General features: G+C 67.3%; 12 protein-coding genes. 1 reads left to right on the top strand and 11 read right to left on the bottom strand.

What is annotated here, in order from left to right; all coding sequences use genetic code 11:
• Positions 1–36: 36 nt before the first annotated feature.
• The 8 genes from rplW to rpsL form a co-directional block, all read right to left on the bottom strand.
• Positions 37–357, bottom strand: coding sequence for a 50S ribosomal protein L23 (gene rplW / locus ACZ7H1_RS06615; RefSeq protein ID WP_150209238.1), 321 nt, complete (start codon positions 355–357; stop codon positions 37–39).
• Positions 357–1,007 (bottom strand): 50S ribosomal protein L4, encoded by a 651-nt coding sequence (gene rplD / locus ACZ7H1_RS06610; protein WP_470784298.1) that lies wholly within the window; start codon positions 1,005–1,007, stop codon positions 357–359. Before rplD ends, rplW begins: the two co-directional genes overlap by 1 nt.
• A gap of 5 nt (positions 1,008–1,012) precedes the next feature.
• Positions 1,013–1,657: a 50S ribosomal protein L3 gene (gene rplC, locus ACZ7H1_RS06605; protein WP_470784296.1), complete on the bottom strand. Its 645-nt coding sequence runs from the start codon at positions 1,655–1,657 to the stop codon at positions 1,013–1,015.
• Between the two features lie 14 nt (positions 1,658–1,671).
• Entirely contained in the window at positions 1,672–1,980 is a 309-nt protein-coding gene (gene rpsJ, locus ACZ7H1_RS06600; RefSeq protein ID WP_003948644.1) for a 30S ribosomal protein S10, read from the bottom strand.
• A 499-nt stretch (positions 1,981–2,479) separates the two neighbouring features.
• Complete coding sequence (tuf, locus tag ACZ7H1_RS06595; protein ID WP_470784295.1) at positions 2,480–3,673, bottom strand: elongation factor Tu; 1,194 nt, start codon at positions 3,671–3,673, stop codon at positions 2,480–2,482.
• 152 nt (positions 3,674–3,825) lie between these two features.
• Positions 3,826–5,955: an elongation factor G gene (gene fusA / locus ACZ7H1_RS06590; protein WP_470784293.1), complete on the bottom strand. Its 2,130-nt coding sequence runs from the start codon at positions 5,953–5,955 to the stop codon at positions 3,826–3,828.
• Between the two features lie 39 nt (positions 5,956–5,994).
• Positions 5,995–6,465 (bottom strand): 30S ribosomal protein S7, encoded by a 471-nt coding sequence (rpsG, locus tag ACZ7H1_RS06585; protein ID WP_109778523.1) that lies wholly within the window; start codon positions 6,463–6,465, stop codon positions 5,995–5,997.
• Positions 6,466–6,467: 2 nt separating this feature from the next.
• Complete coding sequence (rpsL, locus tag ACZ7H1_RS06580; RefSeq protein WP_007265893.1) at positions 6,468–6,839, bottom strand: 30S ribosomal protein S12; 372 nt, start codon at positions 6,837–6,839, stop codon at positions 6,468–6,470.
• Between the two features lie 352 nt (positions 6,840–7,191).
• Between rpsL and ACZ7H1_RS06575 the strand changes: the two genes are divergently transcribed.
• The gene (locus ACZ7H1_RS06575) at positions 7,192–9,666 is read left to right on the top strand and encodes a YfhO family protein (RefSeq protein WP_470784291.1); all 2,475 of its coding nucleotides are present in this window, start codon (positions 7,192–7,194) and stop codon (positions 9,664–9,666) included.
• Positions 9,667–9,747: 81 nt separating this feature from the next.
• On the opposite strand, the gene ACZ7H1_RS06570 is transcribed toward ACZ7H1_RS06575, so the two are convergent.
• From ACZ7H1_RS06570 to rplL, 3 genes are all read right to left on the bottom strand, one after another.
• Complete coding sequence (locus ACZ7H1_RS06570) at positions 9,748–13,647, bottom strand: DNA-directed RNA polymerase subunit beta' (RefSeq protein WP_470784289.1); 3,900 nt, start codon at positions 13,645–13,647, stop codon at positions 9,748–9,750.
• A 97-nt stretch (positions 13,648–13,744) separates the two neighbouring features.
• On the bottom strand, positions 13,745–17,227 hold the full coding sequence (gene rpoB, locus ACZ7H1_RS06565; RefSeq protein WP_470784287.1) for a DNA-directed RNA polymerase subunit beta: 3,483 nt from the start codon (positions 17,225–17,227) through the stop codon (positions 13,745–13,747).
• A gap of 548 nt (positions 17,228–17,775) precedes the next feature.
• The gene (gene rplL / locus ACZ7H1_RS06560) at positions 17,776–18,159 is read right to left on the bottom strand and encodes a 50S ribosomal protein L7/L12 (RefSeq protein ID WP_470784285.1); all 384 of its coding nucleotides are present in this window, start codon (positions 18,157–18,159) and stop codon (positions 17,776–17,778) included.
• Between the last annotated feature and the right edge of the window lie 16 nt (positions 18,160–18,175).

The raw sequence follows: 18,175 nt of genomic DNA, 5'->3' as shown, positions 1-18,175 counted from the left end.
TCAGTCCTCGTCCGATATTCGGACCAGGGCGCTCCGTTAGGAGGCCTGGCCGAAGATGTCGATACGGTCGCCCTCAGCGAGGGTCACGATGGCGCGCTTGGTGTTGGCGCGCTTGCCGAAACCGGTCTTGGTGCGCTTGCGCTTACCCTGACGGTTGATCGTGTTGACCCCGGTGACCTTGACCGAGAAGACCGCCTCGACGGCCTGCTTGATCTGGGTCTTGTTGGCGCCGGGCGCGACGATGAACGTGTACTTGTTCTCGTCCAGCAGCGCGTAGCTCTTCTCGGAGACGACCGGCTTGATCAGCAGGTCGCGCGGGTCCGTGAAGGTCTTGCTGGTGATCGTTGCCTCAGACATCAGGCCTCGTTCCCTTCGGTCTCAGCGGCCTTGGGGCCAGACACGAAGGACTCGAGAGCGGCCTGGGTGAAGACCACGTCGTCCGAGACGAGCACGTCGTACGTGTTCAGCTGGCCCGGCTCCAGGATGTGCACCTGGGGCAGGTTGCGGGCGGACAGCCACGCGGCCTCGTCGGCGCGGTCGACGACCAGGAGCAGGTTCTTGCGCTCCGAGATCTTGCCGAACAGCGTCTTGGCGGCCTTGGTGGAAGCGGCACCCTCGACCACGCCGGAAACGACGTGGATGCGGGAGTGACGGGCCCGGTCGGTGAGGGCGCCACGCAGAGCGGCAGCCTTCATCTTCTTCGGGGTCCGCTGCGAGTAGTCACGCGGCACGGGGCCGTGCACGACGCCACCGCCGGCGAACTGCGGCGCACGGGTCGAACCCTGACGGGCGCGGCCGGTGCCCTTCTGGCGGTACGGCTTCTTGCCACCACCGCGGACCTCGCCACGCGTCTTGACCTTGTGCGTACCCTGACGGGCAGCGGCCAGCTGCGCGACGACGACCTGGTGGATCAGCGGAACGCTGACCTTGGCGTCGAAGATCTCGGCCGGGAGCTCGACGGTCCCGGTCTTGTCGCCTGCGGGCGACAGAATGTCAATGGTGCTCATAGTCCTCAGGCCCCCTTGGCCGCAGTGCGGACCAGGACGAGGCCGCCGTTCGGACCAGGAACCGCGCCCTTGATGAGCAGCAGGCCCTTCTCCGCGTCAACGGCGTGAACGGTCAGGTTCTGGGTGGTGACCCGGTCGTTGCCCATGCGGCCGGCCATCTTCATACCCTTGAAGACGCGGCCCGGGGTGGCGCAGCCACCGATCGAACCCGGCTTGCGGTGCACGCGGTGGGCACCGTGGGAGGCCTTGCCACCACGGAAGTTGTGGCGCTTCATGACACCGGCGAAGCCCTTGCCCTTGCTCGTGCCCGTGACGTCAACCTTGACGCCGGACTCGAACACCTCGGCAGTGATCTCCTGGCCGAGCGTGTACTCGCTGGCGTCGGAGGTACGGAGCTCCACCAGGTGGCGGCGCGGGGTCACGTCGGCCTTGGCGAAGTGGCCCTTGAGGGGCTTGTTCACCTTGCGCGGGTCGATCTCGCCGAAGGCGATCTGGACCGACTCGTAGCCGTCGATGTCGTTGGAGCGGACCTGGGTCACGACACAGGGCCCGGCCTTGACGACGGTCACCGGAACGATCCGGTTGTTCTCGTCCCAGACCTGGGTCATGCCGAGCTTCTCGCCCAGGACGCCCTTGATCAGCTTAGCCATCTTCTCCGCGCCTCTCAGAGCTTGATCTCGATGTCAACGCCGGCCGGAAGGTCCAGGCGCATCAGCGAGTCAACGGTCTTGGGCGTCGGGTCGAGGATGTCGATCAGGCGCTTGTGCGTGCGCATCTCGAAGTGCTCGCGCGAGTCCTTGTACTTGTGCGGCGACTTGATGACGCAGTACACGTTCTTCTCAGTGGGCAGCGGCACCGGGCCCGCGACCGACGCACCAGTGCGCGTCACCGTCTCGACGATCTTCTTCGCCGAGGAGTCGATGACCTCGTGGTCGTAGGCCTTGAGCCGGATGCGGATCTTCTGTCCCGCCATGGCTACTTCGTAGTCCTTTGTCTCTGTGGAACGCTCTGGAACTCGCTGGGCTGCCTGCAGACTGTCTCTCTCCGACCCACGCGGTCGGGCGTGTCGCACTCCCTCTTTGAAAATTTCCATACGGAAATTCCCTCTCCAAGGGGGTGCGGCCCTAGGCCGCGTGCTGGGGGAGAAACACCCACCGAGTGCCTGGCCGGCACCCCGCTGACGCTTCCCGGAAGATTCCCGTACGTCCGCCCCATTGCTGCCCCGAGGGGCAGATAAAGGCGACGAGTACTGTGGGACTCGCTTCCGGTCCTCCCGGCGGGAGGCGCGCAGCATCGGTACTCAACCGAGCAACTTGAACAGTTTGCCATACATGACGCAGAGGGCGCCAATCGCAAGCGGGGAGGGTACCCCATCTCACATTCAGAAGGGCCCCGCCTCGCCGCGCGAACGGCAGGGCGGGGCCCTTCCTTCGAACATGGTGCTCCGCAGAGCTACCAGGTCAGAGCACGAATTACTTCGTGATCTTGGTGACCTGGCCGGCGCCGACGGTCCGGCCACCCTCACGGATGGCGAACTTCAGGCCCTCTTCCATGGCGACGGGCTGGATGAGCTCAACGGTCATCTCAGTGTTGTCGCCCGGCATGACCATCTCGGTGCCCTCGGGGAGGGTCACGACGCCGGTCACGTCCGTGGTGCGGAAGTAGAACTGCGGGCGGTAGTTGTTGAAGAACGGGGTGTGACGGCCACCCTCGTCCTTCGACAGGATGTAGGCCTGGGCCTCGAACTCGGTGTGCGGGGTGACCGAACCGGGCTTGATGATGACCTGGCCGCGCTCGACGTCCTCGCGCTTGATGCCACGGAGGAGCAGACCGACGTTCTCACCGGCCTGGCCCTCGTCGAGCAGCTTGCGGAACATCTCGATGCCGGTGACCGTGGTGGTGGTCTTCTCCGGGCGGATACCGATGATGTCGACGGTCTCGTTGACCTTCAGGACACCACGCTCGATACGACCGGTGACGACGGTGCCACGACCGGTGATCGTGAAGACGTCCTCGACGGGCATGAGGAACGGCTTCTCGGTGTCACGCGGCGGGGTCGGGATGAAGTCATCCACGGCCGTCATGAGGCCGAGGAGCTTCTCGCCCCACTCCTTGTCACCCTCGAGGGCCTTGAGCGCCGAGACCTGGACGACCGGGACGTCGTCGCCCGGGAAGTCGTACTCGGACAGGAGCTCGCGAACCTCGAGCTCGACGAGCTCCAGGATCTCCTCGTCGTCCACCATGTCGGCCTTGTTCAGGGCGACGACGATGGAGGGGACGCCGACCTGGCGGGCCAGGAGCACGTGCTCCTTGGTCTGCGGCATCGGGCCGTCGGTGGCGGCGACCACGAGGATGGCGCCGTCCATCTGCGCGGCACCGGTGATCATGTTCTTGATGTAGTCCGCGTGACCCGGGCAGTCGACGTGGGCGTAGTGACGCGCCTCGGTCTGGTACTCGACGTGCGCGATGGAGATGGTGATACCGCGCTGGCGCTCCTCAGGAGCCTTGTCGATCTGGTCGAAGGCCGAGGCCTCGTTCAGGTCCGGGTACGCGTCGTGCAGCACCTTGGTAATGGCGGCCGTGAGGGTCGTCTTACCGTGGTCAATGTGACCGATGGTGCCGATGTTGACGTGCGGCTTAGTCCGCTCGAACTTCGCCTTCGCCACGGGGGTCCTCCTGGAGAGTGGTTCTGTACGCCTTACTCATCGGCGCCAGGTGATCTTTGCTGGGATGCCGACTTCCCCCGGGGCGACGGGAGGGTTGCTCCTGTCGCCCCTGAGGCTGCCGGTGACAAGCCTAAAGCGTGAACTCGGAAGAGTTACTCGCCCTTGGCCTTCGCGATGATCTCCTCGGCGACGTTCCGGGGAACCTCGGCGTAGGAGTCGAACTGCATCGAGTAGCTTGCGCGACCCGAGGTCTTGCTGCGGAGGTCGCCGACGTAGCCGAACATCTCCGAAAGCGGCACGAGGCCCTTCACGACGCGAGCGCCGTGACGCTCCTCCATGGCCTGGATCTGGCCACGGCGGGAGTTGATGTCGCCGATGACATCGCCCATGTAGTCCTCGGGCGTGGTGACCTCGACGGCCATCATCGGCTCGAGGAGCACGGGCGAAGCCTTGCGCGCACCCTCCTTGAAGGCCTGCGAACCGGCGATCTTGAAGGCGAGCTCGGAGGAGTCGACCTCGTGGTAGCCACCGTCGAGAAGGATGACGCGGACGCCAGTCATCTCGTAGCCGGCCAGGATGCCGAACTGCATGGCTTCCTGCGCACCGGCGTCGACCGAAGGGATGTACTCCTTCGGGATGCGGCCACCGGTGACCTTGTTCACGAACTCGTACGCCGGACCATCGGCGTCCGTGATCGGCTCGATCGCGATCTGCACCTTGGCAAACTGACCGGTACCACCGGTCTGCTTCTTGTGGGTGAAGTCGATGCGCTCGACGGCCTTGCGGATCGTCTCGCGGTACGCGACCTGCGGCTTGCCGACGTTGGCCTCGACCTTGAACTCGCGCTTCATACGGTCGACCAGCACCTCGAGGTGCAGCTCGCCCATACCGCCGAGGATGGTCTGGCCCGTCTCCTCGTCCGAGTGAACGTGGAAGGAGGGGTCCTCCTCCGCGAGACGCTGGATGGCGACACCCAGCTTCTCCTGGTCACCCTTGGACTTGGGCTCGATCGCGACCTGGATGACCGGCGCCGGGAAGTCCATGGACTCCAGGATCACCGGGTTCTTCTCGTCGCAAAGCGTCTCACCGGTGGTGGTCTGCTTCAGGCCCATGACGGCGACGATGTCGCCGGCGCCCACCGCGTCGATCTCCTCACGCTTGTTCGCGTGCATGCGGTAGATCTTGCCGATGCGCTCCTTCTTGCCCTTGACGGAGTTCTGCACCGAGGTGCCGGCCTCCAGGCGGCCCGAGTAAACCCGGACGAAGGTGAGCTTGCCGAGGTGCGGGTCGCTCATGATCTTGAACGCCAGCGCCGCGAGGGGCTCCTCGTCGGACGGCTTGCGCTTCACGACGACCTCGGCGTCCTTGACGTCGTGGCCCTCGATGGCCTCGATGTCCAGGGGCGACGGCAGGTAGCGGACGACAGCGTCGAGCAGGGGCTGAACGCCCTTGTTCTTGAACGCCGTGCCACAGAACACCGCGGTGATCGTGGCGCCCTGGCCCTTGCCGGAGCCGATGATGATGCGACGGACGGCGGCGTGCAGCTGCTCCACGGACGGCTCGTCGCCGTTCAGGAAGAGCTCCATGATCTCGTCGTCGTTCTCGGCGACGGTCTCGACCAGCTTGCCGCGCCACTCTTCAGCAGCCTCGGTGTGCGTGGCCGGGATGTCGACGATGTCGTACATCTCGCCCTTGGTCGCCTCGGCGGACCAGACGAACGCCTTCATCGTGACGAGGTCGACGACACCCTGGAAGTCGGCCTCGGCACCGATGGGGAGCTGCATCACGATCGGAACCGCACCAAGGCGGTCCTTGATCATGTCGACGCAGCGGTGGAACTCGGCACCGGTGCGGTCGAGCTTGTTCACGAAGCAGATACGCGGAACGCCGTAACGGTCGGCCTGACGCCAAACCGTCTCGGACTGCGGCTCCACACCGGCGACACCGTCGAACACGGTGACGGCACCGTCGAGGACGCGGAGCGAACGCTCCACCTCGACCGTGAAGTCAACGTGACCCGGGGTGTCGATGATGTTGATGGTGTGGTCGACGTCCTCGAGCGGCCAGTGGCAGGTCGTCGCGGCGGACGTGATCGTGATGCCGCGCTCCTGCTCCTGCTCCATCCAGTCCATCGTGGCGGCGCCGTCGTGGACCTCACCGATCTTGTAAGACACACCGGTGTAGAACAGGATGCGCTCGGTGGTGGTCGTCTTGCCCGCGTCGATGTGGGCCATGATGCCGATGTTGCGCACCTTGGCCAGGTCAAGCGAAGTGGTAGCCATATCGGCTCAGTCTTCTCTCGGTCTCGATGTGGGTTGCGACTACCAGCGGTAGTGCGCGAAGGCCTTGTTGGACTCGGCCATCTTGTGCGTGTCCTCACGCTTCTTGACGGCAGCGCCGAGGCCGTTGGAGGCGTCGAGCAGCTCGTTCATGAGGCGTTCGGTCATGGTCTTCTCGCGGCGGGCGCGGGAGTAGCCCACGAGCCAGCGCAGCGCGAGGGTGGACTGACGGCCGGGCTTGACCTCGACCGGGACCTGGTAGGTCGCGCCACCGACACGGCGGGACTTGACCTCGAGCGACGGCTTGACGTTCTCCAGCGCGCGCTTCAGCGTGATGACCGGGTCGTTGCCGGTCTTCTCGCGGAGGCCTTCCATGGCGCCGTAGACGATGCGCTCGGCGGTGGAGCGCTTGCCGTCCAGGAGGATCTTGTTGATGAGCGAGGTCACCAGAGGAGATGCGTAGACCGGGTCGATGATGACCGGGCGCTTCGGGGCGGGGCCCTTACGAGGCATTCTTACTTCTCCTTCTTGGCGCCGTAGCGGCTGCGGGCCTGCTTGCGGTTCTTGACAGCCTGGGTGTCAAGCGCACCGCGGATGATCTTGTAACGAACACCCGGCAGGTCCTTCACACGGCCACCACGCACGAGCACGATCGAGTGCTCCTGCAGGTTGTGTCCCTCACCCGGAATGTAAGCGGTGACCTCGATGCCGGAGGTCAGACGCACACGCGCGACCTTACGGAGCGCCGAGTTCGGCTTCTTCGGGGTGGTCGTGAACACACGCGTGCAGACGCCACGGCGCTGGGGCGAAGCCTCAAGCGCGGGCGTCTTCGTCTTCTCGACCTTGTCCTGCCGGCCCTTCCGGACCAGCTGCTGGATCGTAGGCACTACTTCTCCGGTTTCTGTGTGCCGTCGGTGAAACTAACCTGGAACGTCGCCGACCCACGCGGTCGGGTGTGTCGAATCCGCCGGGCTTCCGCGCAAGGCGGAAATGTACGGATTGCGGTGGCCGATGCGGCTCGCGTGCGGTGATGGACACACACGGGAGCCCAGGCACACCCCAGGCACAAGGTCTGAGCGTACCTATCGCATCCACTCCGGTCAAAACAAATGCCCACGCCCGGCGACCCCCCGGATGACCTCCGCGCCCTGCCCGCACCCGCCGCCTAAACTGCGAAAAGGGCTGTAAGCACCAAAACGTTCCAAACATGCCTAGGCAAGGGGAGCAGCATTGGGGACCGTGGCACCGGAGCCGCTCGCGCTCGACGCTCCGATCCCGGAACCGGACCGGCCGCCCCCCGGCCGCACACGGTCCCTCGCCGGCCCCGCCCTCGCCTTCCTGGTCACCACGACCGCCTTCTGCGCGTCCTGGGCCTTCCGGGGCGCCCAGCCCTTCGGCGGCCGCCCCCGGGCCCTGAACGACCAGGCGAACCAGTACGTCCCCTTCCACCTGGGCCTGTGGGACCTGGTGCACGGCCGCGGCGCCGGCGACCTGCTGTTCGGCTGGCGCAGCGGCTTCGGACAGCAGTTCCTCTCCGACCACCACACCTATCTCGGCAACCCGCTCTCCTGGCTGACCACGGCCGTCCCCCGCCACCACGTCGACCTCGCGGTCTTCGCGCTCGCCCCCCTGACCATGGGCCTGGCCGCCGCGGCCATGACGGTCTACCTCGGCCGGCTGGCACCCGGGCCCGGCTGGCAGCGCGGCCTGCTCGGCGCCTGCTACGGCCTGTGCGGCTGGGCGGTCAGCGACGCCTCGTACATCCCGATGTGGCTGTGGGGCCTGGTCGCCCTGCCCCTGCTCGGGACCGCGGTCGAGTGGTGCCTTCAGGAGCGCCGCTGGCCCGCCGTGACCCTGCTGGTCGCGCTCGCCTGGCTGGGCAACTTCTACACCGCGATGATGGCCACGGCGGCGGCCTGCGTGCTGCTCGCCGTACGGCTGACCGTGGTCGGCCTGACCACCCGGCAGCGCGTCCGGGCCGCCTGGCGCGCCGCCACCGCGGCCGCCACGGGCATCCTGCTCACGCTCCCCCTGCTGCTGCCGTCGTTCCTCGCCAGCCGGGCGTCCCAGCAGACCCGGGCGGGCCGCTTCACCCCGACCGGGCTGGACTCGTTCCTCACCGGCATGCTGCCCGCCGGGTACCAGTGGGGCGGCCACGCCCGGCTGTACGTCGCCTCGCTCGGCCTGGTCCTGGCCCTGGCGTTCCTCCTCAACCCGGCCGTCGCCCGCCGGACCCGGCTGGTCTGGGGGTCCGCGGCGGTCCTGGTCGCCGCTTCCTTCCAGTTCCCGCCCACCCAGTACCTGTGGCACGGCCTCGCGGTGCCGAACGGCAATCCGTACCGCGAGGCCTTCGTCTTCAGCGGGCTGCTCGTCGTCCTGGCCTGGCTCGGGCTCGCCGCCCGCCCCCGCCCGGCCCACCTGGCGACCGCCGCGGGCCTCCTGGCCGGCGCCGCCTTCCTGCTCCGCGGCACCGACGACTTCAGCCCGGCCACCTGGATCGCGGTCCTCGGCGGCGGGGCCCTGTCCGTCACCGGGCTCCTGCTCGTCCGGCGCGGCGGCCCGGAGCGGCGCCGGGGGCTCGTGACGGCCGGCGCCCTGCTGCTGACGGGCGTGGTGCTCGCCGAGTCCGCACTGTCGGCGACCGTCGCCGACAGCCGCCGGGCCCGGGAGAACTGGGCCCGGCCCCGGGCCACCGCCGGGCCCGCCTTCGCCGCCCGGCTCGCCGCCGCCCGCGAGGTCGACGGATGGCCGCGGTACCGCACGGACTCCGGCGGGCCGGAGCTCACGTACAACGACCCCCTGGTCCTGCGCACCGAGGGCCCGCAGTACTACAGCAGCTACCTGCCCGCGGTCACCTTCCGCGCCCTGGAACCGCTGGGCTACGGCTACACCAACGACGGCCGGACCCTCTTCGGCGCCGACAACCCCGTCCTGGACGCGGTCTTCTCCATCGGCGCCCGGGTGCGGCCCGTCCCCGGCACGCCGGGCGCCTGGGCCGGCGAGACCTTCCCCGCTCCCCCGCTGGTGACCGTCCGCGAGCGCCCGTACGTCTCCCCCAACCCGGCGGACAGCGTGTACGCCCGCCAGGAGAACCTCCTCGGCAGCACCGTCTACCGGGTCCCGCCCGCCACCCGCGGCCCCCGCACGGCCGAGGCCCCCGGCGAGCAGCGCTACGCCGCCCGGTGCGCCCCGGGCTCGGAGGCCTACTGGTACTCCCCCGCCCTCCTCGGCCGGCTCGACTACGGCGGCACCGGCCGCCCGCTGCGGGACAAGGCCAGCGGCGTGGTGCGGCTCGGCGCCGTACCGCCCTCCGGCCTGGTCGAGGTCACCGTCCACACCCGCAGCCCCGGGGCCGCCCCGCGCCACCCCGTCGGCTGCCTCGACCGGGCCGCGCTCGACACGGCCGTACGCCGCCTCACCGCGACCGGCGCCCCGCGGGTCCGCGTCGGCGGCCACTCCGTCGGGGCCGTCCTCCCCCGGGGCGCCACCGGCACCGCGGTCTTCGCGACCACGGCCGTCCCCGGCTGGCACTGCTCCGTCCCCTCCCGCAGCTTCCACGGCCTGCTGGCCGTGGACCTCCCCGCAGGCACCCGGACGCTCTCGTGCGCCTTCACCCCGCCGGGCCTGGCCCCGGGCCTGGCCGGCGGCGGTCTCGCCCTGGCCGTGCTGACCGCCGTGACCTGGGCGGGCCGGCGCCGGCGCCCGCGCGGCTGACCGCACCGCACCGCAGCCCGGAAACGGCGAAGCCCCCCGCCACTCCTCTCGGAGCGGCGGGGGGCTTCGTCTGACGAGCTCTTAGCCGTTGTACGGGCCGTAGTCGTAGTCCTCCAGCGGGACAGCCTGGCCGGAGCCGGTGCCGAAGGGCGAGTAGTCGATGTCGTCGTAGCCGACGGCCGAGTACATCGCGGCCTTCGCCTCCTCGGTGGGCTCGACCCGGATGTTGCGGTAGCGGGACAGACCCGTACCGGCCGGGATGAGCTTACCGATGATGACGTTCTCCTTGAGGCCGATCAGGGAGTCCGACTTGGCGTTGATCGCCGCGTCGGTCAGGACCCTGGTCGTCTCCTGGAAGGACGCCGCCGACAGCCACGACTCGGTCGCCAGCGAGGCCTTGGTGATACCCATCAGCTGCGGACGGCCGGAGGCGGGGTGACCGCCCTCGGTGACCACACGACGGTTCTCGGTCTCGAAGCGCGAGCGCTCGACGAGCTCGCCCGGGAGCAGCTCGGCGTCGCCGGACTCGATGATCGTCACGCGGCGGAGCATCTGCCGGATGATGATCTCGATGTGCTTGTCGTGGATCGACACGCCCTGCGAGTTGTAGACCTTCTGGACTTCGCCGACCAGGTGGACCTGGACCGCACGCTGACCGAGGATGCGCAGCACGTCGTGCGGGTTGGTGGCACCCGCGGTGAGCTTCTGGCCCACCTCGACGTGGTCGCCCTCGGAGACCTCGACGCGCGCACGCTTCGAGATCGGGAAGGCCGTCTCGTCGGAACCGTCGTCCGGCGTGATGACGATCTTCTTGGTCTTCTCGGTCTCCTCGATCCGCACGCGGCCGGCGGCCTCGGAGATCGGGGCGACACCCTTCGGGGTACGGGCCTCGAAGAGCTCGACGACACGCGGCAGACCCTGGGTGATGTCGTCACCGGCCACACCACCGGTGTGGAAGGTACGCATCGTCAGCTGGGTACCGGGCTCACCGATGGACTGGGCGGCGATGATGCCGACCGCCTCACCGATGTCGACCAGCTTGCCGGTGGCGAGCGAGCGTCCGTAGCAGAAGGCACAGGTGCCGACCGCGGACTCACAGGTCAGGACCGAGCGGGTCTTGACCTCCTCGACGCCGTTGGCGACGAGGGCGTCGATCAGGACGTCGCCGAGGTCGACGTTCGCCGGCGCGATGACCTTGCCGTCGATGACGACGTCCTCGGCCAGCATGCGGGCGTACACGGAGGTCTCGACGTCGTCGGCCTTCCGCAGAACGCCGTCCTCGCCCTTGACCGCGATCTTCAGCTTCAGACCGCGCTCGGTGCCGCAGTCCTCCTCGCGGATGATCACGTCCTGCGAGACGTCCACGAGACGACGGGTCAGGTAACCCGAGTCGGCGGTACGCAGGGCGGTGTCCGCGAGACCCTTACGGGCACCGTGGGTGGAGATGAAGTACTCCAGCACGGACAGGCCCTCACGGAACGAGGCCTTGATCGGACGCGGGATGGTCTCGTTCTTCGCGTTCGACACCAGACCACGCATACCGGCGATCTGTCGCATCTGCATCATGTTTCCTCGGGCACCCGAGTCAACCATCATGAAGATGGGGTTCGTCTTGGGGAAGTTCGCGTTCATCGCCTCGGCGACCTCGTTGGTCGCCTTGGTCCAGATCGCGATGAGCTCCTGCGTGCGCTCGTCCTTGGTGATCAGACCGCGCTCGTACTGCTTCTGGACCTTCTCGTCCATCGCCTCGTAGCCCGCGACGATGGCCTTCTTGGCCTCGGGCACGACGACGTCGGAGATGGCCACGGTGACGCCCGAACGGGTCGCCCAGTGGAAGCCGGCCGCCTTCAGGTTGTCGAGCGTCGCCGCCACGATGACCTTGGGGTAGCGCTCCGCCAGGTCGTTGACGATCTCGGAGAGCTGCTTCTTGCCCACCGAGTAGTCGACGAACGGGTAGTCCTCGGGCAGCAGCTCGTTGAAGAGCGCACGGCCCAGGGAGGTCCGCAGACGGAAGCTGTCGCCCGGCTGGAACTCGGCCTCACCCTCCTCGGCGACCGGGGGGACCCAGCCGCGCGGCGGAATGGTGCCGACGGGGAAGCGGATGTCGACCTGCGACTGCAGCGCGAGCTCACCGGCGTCGAACGCCATGATCGCCTCGGCGGTCGAGTTGAACGCCCGACCCTCGCCCTTGGTGTCGCGCAGCTCACCGTCGGTGGTCAGGAAGAACAGACCGAGGACCATGTCCTGGGTCGGCATCGTGACCGGACGGCCGTCGGCCGGCTTGAGGATGTTGTTCGAGGACAGCATCAGGATGCGGGCCTCGGCCTGCGCCTCAGCGGAGAGCGGCAGGTGCACGGCCATCTGGTCACCGTCGAAGTCCGCGTTGAACGCGGTGCAGACGAGCGGGTGGATCTGGATGGCCTTGCCTTCGACCAGCTGGGGCTCGAAGGCCTGGATGCCGAGGCGGTGCAGCGTGGGCGCACGGTTCAGCAGCACCGGGTGCTCGGCGATGACCTCTTCGAGGACGTCGTACACGACGGTGCGGCCGCGCTCGACCATGCGCTTGGCCGACTTGATGTTCTGCGCGTGGTTCAGGTCGACCAGGCGCTTCATCACGAACGGCTTGAAGAGCTCCAGCGCCATGGCCTTGGGCAGACCACACTGGTGCAGCTTCAGCTGCGGACCGACGACGATCACGGAACGCGCGGAGTAGTCCACGCGCTTGCCGAGAAGGTTCTGACGGAATCGACCCTGCTTGCCCTTCAGCATGTCGCTGAGGGACTTCAGCGGACGGTTGCCGGGGCCCGTGACCGGGCGGCCGCGACGGCCGTTGTCGAAGAGGGCGTCGACCGCCTCCTGGAGCATCCGCTTCTCGTTGTTCACGATGATCTCGGGGGCACCGAGGTCGAGCAGACGCTTCAGACGGTTGTTGCGGTTGATCACGCGGCGGTACAGGTCGTTCAGGTCGGAGGTCGCGAAGCGGCCACCGTCCAGCTGCACCATCGGACGCAGGTCCGGCGGGATGACCGGGACGCAGTCCAGAACCATGCCCTTGGGGCTGTTGCTGGTCTGCAGGAACGCCGAGACGACCTTGAGGCGCTTGAGCGCACGGGTCTTCTTCTGGCCCTTGCCGGTACGGATGATCTCGCGGAGGCGCTCGGCCTCCTCCTCCAGGTCGAAGGACTCCAGGCGCTTCTGCAGCGCCGCGGCACCCATCGAGCCGTCGAAGTACGTGCCGAAGCGGTCACGCAGCTCGCGGTAGAGCAGCTCGTCGCCCTCCAGGTCCTGGACCTTGAGGTTCTTGAAGCGGTTCCACACCTCGTCGAGACGGTCGATCTCGCGCTGCGCACGGTCGCGCAGCTGCTTCATCTCGCGCTCGGCACCCTCGCGCACCTTGCGGCGCACGTCGGCCTTGGCACCCTCGGCCTCGAGCTCGGCCAGGTCGGTCTCGAGCTTCTTGGCGCGGGCCTCGAGGTCCGCGTCACGGCGGTTCTCGATCTGCTGGCGCTCGACGGAGACGTGGGCCTCCAGCGACGGGAGGTCGCGGGTGCGGCGCTCGTCGTCCACGAACGTGATCATGTACGCGGCGAAGTAGATGACCTTCTCGAGGTCCTTCGGCGCGAGGTCCAGCAGGTAGCCCAGGCGCGATGGAACGCCCTTGAAGTACCAGATGTGGGTGACGGGAGCGGCAAGCTCGATGTGGCCCATCCGCTCACGGCGCACCTTGGCGCGCGTGACCTCGACGCCACAGCGCTCACAGATGATGCCCTTGAAGCGGACACGCTTGTACTTGCCGCAGTAGCACTCCCAGTCCCGGGTCGGACCGAAGATCTTCTCGCAGAAGAGTCCGTCCTTCTCGGGCTTCAGGGTGCGGTAGTTGATGGTCTCCGGCTTCTTGACCTCGCCGTGCGACCAGGTTCGGATGTCGTCCGCGGTGGCAAGGCCGATCCGCAGCTCGTCGAAGAAGTTGACGTCGAGCACTGTGCGTCAATCCCTCTTTCGGGGTCGAGTCTCAATCATGGTCTGAACGGTCCCGGGGATGACGGGGGGCTCTTGAGCGAGCCCCCCGTCAGGCCCGTCAGACCTCTTCGACGCTGCTCGGCTCGCGCCGGGACAGGTCGATACCGAGCTCCTCCGCCGCGCGGAAGACGTCCTCGTCGGTGTCGCGCATCTCGATGGACATGCCGTCCGAGGACAGCACCTCCACGTTGAGGCAGAGCGACTGCATTTCCTTGATGAGCACCTTGAAGGACTCGGGAATGCCCGGCTCGGGGATGTTCTCGCCCTTGACGATGGCCTCGTAGACCTTCACGCGGCCGGTCACGTCGTCGGACTTGATGGTCAGGAGCTCCTGGAGGGCGTACGCGGCGCCATAAGCCTCGAGCGCCCACACCTCCATCTCACCGAAGCGCTGGCCACCGAACTGCGCCTTACCACCCAGCGGCTGCTGCGTGATCATCGAGTACGGACCGGTCGAACGCGCGTGGAGCTTGTCGTCGACCAGGTGGTGGAGCTTGAGGATGTACATGTACCCGACCGAGATCGGGTCCGGGAACGGCTCGCCGGAGCGGCCGTCGAACAGGCGCGCCTTGCCGGACGGGAGCACCATGCGCTCGCCGTCGCGGTTCGGGATGGTGTGCTGCAGCAGACCGGCCAGCTCGTCCTCGCGGGCGCCGTCGAACACCGGGGTGGCGACGTTGGTGCCGGGGGCGACCTGGTCGGCACCGATGACCTGCAGGCGCTGGGCCCACTCGTCCGCGAGGCCGGAGACGTCCCAGCCGCGGCTGGCGAGCCAGCCGAGGTGGATCTCCAGGACCTGTCCCGGGTTCATTCGGGACGGGACACCGAGCGGGTTGAGGATGATGTCGACCGGGGTGCCGTCCTCGAGGAAGGGCATGTCCTCGATCGGAAGGATCTTGGAGATGACACCCTTGTTGCCGTGGCGGCCGGCGAGCTTGTCACCGTCGGTGATCTTGCGCTTCTGGGCGACGTAGACGCGGACCAGCTGGTTCACGCCCGGAGGAAGCTCGTCGCCCTCCTCGCGGTCGAAGACGCGGACACCGATGACCTTGCCGATCTCACCGTGAGGCACCTTGAGCGAGGTGTCACGCACCTCGCGGGCCTTCTCACCGAAGATCGCGCGGAGCAGGCGCTCCTCCGGGGTCAGCTCGGTCTCACCCTTCGGGGTGACCTTGCCGACCAGGATGTCGCCGGCGACGACGTCCGCACCGATGCGGATGATGCCGCGCTCGTCGAGGTCCGCGAGGACCTCCTCGGAGACGTTCGGGATGTCCCGGGTGATCTCCTCGGGGCCGAGCTTGGTGTCACGGGCGTCGACCTCGTGCTCCTCGATGTGGATCGAGGAGAGGACGTCGTCCTGCACGAGGCGCTGCGACAGGATGATCGCGTCCTCGTAGTTGTGACCCTCCCACGGCATGAACGCCACGAGCAGGTTCTTGCCAAGGGCCATCTCGCCCTCTTCGGTCGCCGGTCCGTCGGCGAGGACCTGGGACTCGATGACCCGGTCGCCCTCGTTGACGATGACCTTCTGGTTGACCGAGGTGCCCTGGTTGGAGCGGGAGAACTTGGCGACGCGGTACGTGGTGTACGTGCCGTCGTCGTTCGCCACGGTGACGTAGTCGGCCGAGACCTCCTGGACGACACCGTCCTTCTCCGCACGGATCGAGTCACCGGCGTCGACCGCACAGCGGTACTCCATGCCGGTGCCGACGAGCGGGGCCTCCGCCTTGATGAGCGGAACGGCCTGGCGCATCATGTTCGCGCCCATGAGGGCGCGGTTGGCGTCGTCGTGCTCGAGGAACGGGATCATGGCGGTCGCGACCGACACCATCTGGCGCGGCGAGACGTCCATGTAGTCCACGTCGGCGGGCTCGACGTAGTCGACCTCGCCACCACGCTTGCGGACGAGAACGCGGTTCTCGGTCAGGCGCAGGGCCTCGTCCAGGCCGGCGTTGGCCTGGGCGATGACGAAGCGGTCTTCCTCGTCGGCGGTGACGTAGTCGACCTCGTCGGTGACCTGGCCGTCGACGACCTTGCGGTACGGCGTCTCGATGAAGCCGAACGCGTTGACGCGGCCGTAGGACGCGAGCGAGCCGATCAGACCGATGTTCGGGCCTTCGGGGGTCTCGATCGGACACATGCGGCCGTAGTGCGACGGGTGAACGTCACGGACCTCGAAGCCGGCCCGCTCACGGCTCAGACCACCGGGGCCGAGCGCGGAGAGACGGCGCTTGTGGGTCAGACCAGACAGGGGGTTGTTCTGGTCCATGAACTGCGACAGCTGGCTGGTGCCGAAGAACTCCTTGATGGAGGCGACGACCGGCCGGATGTTGATCAGGGTCTGCGGCGTGATCGCCTCGACGTCCTGGGTGGTCATCCGCTCGCGGACGACGCGCTCCATACGAGCCAGACCCGTGCGGACCTGGTTCTGGATGAGCTCGCCGACGTTGCGCAGACGACGGTTGCCGAAGTGGTCGATGTCGTCGGTCTCGACGACGATCGAGTTGCCGCTCTCGCCGATCGTCTCGGTCTCGCCCGCGTGGAGCTTGACCAGGTACTTGATCGTGGCGATGACGTCGTCGGTGGTGAGGACGCCGGCGTCCAGCGGCTCGTCCGCGCCGAGCTTCTTGTTCACCTTGTAGCGGCCGACCTTCGCGAGGTCGTAGCGCTTCGGGTTGAAGTAGAGGTTCTCGAGCAGCGTCTGCGCGGCCTCACGGGTCGGCGGTTCGCCCGGACGCAGCTTGCGGTAGATGTCGAGCAGCGCGTCGTCCTGGCCCTGGGTGTGGTCCTTCTCCAGGGTGGCGCGCATGGACTCGTACTCGCCGAACTCCTCGAGGATCTGCTCGGTGGTCCAGCCGAGAGCCTTCAGGAGGACGGTGACGGACTGCTTGCGCTTGCGGTCGATGCGGACACCGACCATGTCGCGCTTGTCGACCTCCATCTCCAGCCAGGCACCCCGGGACGGGATGATCTTGGCGGAGAAGATGTCCTTGTCGGACGTCTTGTCGATGGAGGAGTCGAAGTAGACACCGGGGGAACGGACGAGCTGCGACACGACGACGCGCTCGGTGCCGTTGATGACGAAGGTGCCCTTGTTGGTCATGAGCGGGAAGTCGCCCATGAAGACCGTCTGAGACTTGATCTCACCGGTCTCGTTGTTCGTGAACTCGGCCGTGACGAAAAGCGGAGCCGCGTACGTGAAGTCGCGCTCCTTGCACTCGTCGACGGAGTTCTTCGCGGGCTCGAAACGGTGGTCGCGGAAGGTCAGCGACATCGACCCGGAGAAGTCCTCGATCGGCGAGATCTCCTCGAAGATCTCTTCAAGACCGGACTTGGTGGGGACGTCCTGTCCACTCTCGAGAGCCGACTCGACGCGAGCCTTCCAGGCGGCGTTGCCGAGCAGCCAGTCAAAGCTCTCGGTCTGCAGCGCCAGGAGGTTCGGAACCTCGAGGGGCTCCTTGATCTTTGCAAAGGAGATGCGCAGCGGGGCAGTGCTGGCGCCGTTGTTCATATTGGTCGAGGCGTTGCGCGAGGCGGCCAAGAGGGGGTCCTTCCGAGGGCTCGGACTCACTACGCGCGTACCGGTCCCAGTCGTACACAAAAGACGAGAACCCCAGGTCAGAGAGGATCAATCAAATGTGCTCGAGCGTGGGCATGCCCCTGGCGACGGGCAGGGGGCAGCTAACAGGCAGCGCAAAGGGTCAGTGTAGCCACTCGGCTCACTGATGTCCAGACCAGGTTTCCGGAATCCGGCAACAGGCCTTCCCCTTGTTGTTCAACGCTGCGGCCCTCGTACACAGAGCGCGTATCAGTACTGCCCTCTTCGTAGTCGATCCATGCCTCGGAATCCGGATCGACGTAGCGACGGTCCTGAGAATTGCGCGCCGCGTGCCGTTCGTCAAGGCCCCCTGCCCCGTGCGGATCATCACCGGGCCCGTTCGGCGGGGCGGCCGCGAGGGCAACGAAGATCACCATACCGCTCAACGAGACCAGGGCAAGCCAGGCATCGCGGATACCCGGAACGCCGAAGGGCGACCACCCGTACGGGTGATCGCCCTTCGTTGGAGCCTGCAGGAGGCCCCAGAGGTGTTACTTGACCTCGACAGCCGCGCCGGCAGCCTTGAGGGACTCGGCGGCCTTCTCGGCCGTCTCCTTGTTGACCTTCTCGAGGACCGGCTTCGGGGTGCCGTCGACGAGGTCCTTGGCCTCCTTCAGGCCCAGGGAGGTCAGCTCACGCACGACCTTGATGACCTGGATCTTCTTGTCGCCCGCACCGGTGAGGATGACGTCGAACTCGTCCTTCTCCTCCTCGGCCTCGGCAACGGCGCCCGGGCCGGCGGGGCCGGCAACGGCGACGGCCGCGGCGGCGGTGACGTCGAACTTCTCCTCGAAGGCCTTCACGAACTCGGAGAGCTCGATGAGGGTCATCTCCTCGAACTGGGCGAGGAGGTCGTCCTGAGAGAGCTTCGCCATGATGGGCGATCCTTCC

The organism is Streptomyces sp. NPDC037401, assembly GCF_055602345.1.
Note: the sequence above shows the minus strand (reverse complement) of the source record. Positions and strands in the feature narration are given on the sequence as shown.

What these genes read in the sequence shown, in the direction of transcription:
- rplW (WP_150209238.1), bottom strand. Translation starts at nt 357, where the DNA reads ATGTCTGAGGCAACGATCACCAGCAAGACCTTCACGGACCCGCGCGAC.
- rplD (WP_470784298.1), bottom strand. Translation starts at nt 1,007, where the DNA reads ATGAGCACCATTGACATTCTGTCGCCCGCAGGCGACAAGACCGGGACC.
- rplC (WP_470784296.1), bottom strand. Translation starts at nt 1,657, where the DNA reads ATGGCTAAGCTGATCAAGGGCGTCCTGGGCGAGAAGCTCGGCATGACC.
- rpsJ (WP_003948644.1), bottom strand. Translation starts at nt 1,980, where the DNA reads ATGGCGGGACAGAAGATCCGCATCCGGCTCAAGGCCTACGACCACGAG.
- fusA (WP_470784293.1), bottom strand. Translation starts at nt 5,955, where the DNA reads ATGGCTACCACTTCGCTTGACCTGGCCAAGGTGCGCAACATCGGCATC.
- rpsG (WP_109778523.1), bottom strand. Translation starts at nt 6,465, where the DNA reads ATGCCTCGTAAGGGCCCCGCCCCGAAGCGCCCGGTCATCATCGACCCG.
- rplL (WP_470784285.1), bottom strand. Translation starts at nt 18,159, where the DNA reads ATGGCGAAGCTCTCTCAGGACGACCTCCTCGCCCAGTTCGAGGAGATG.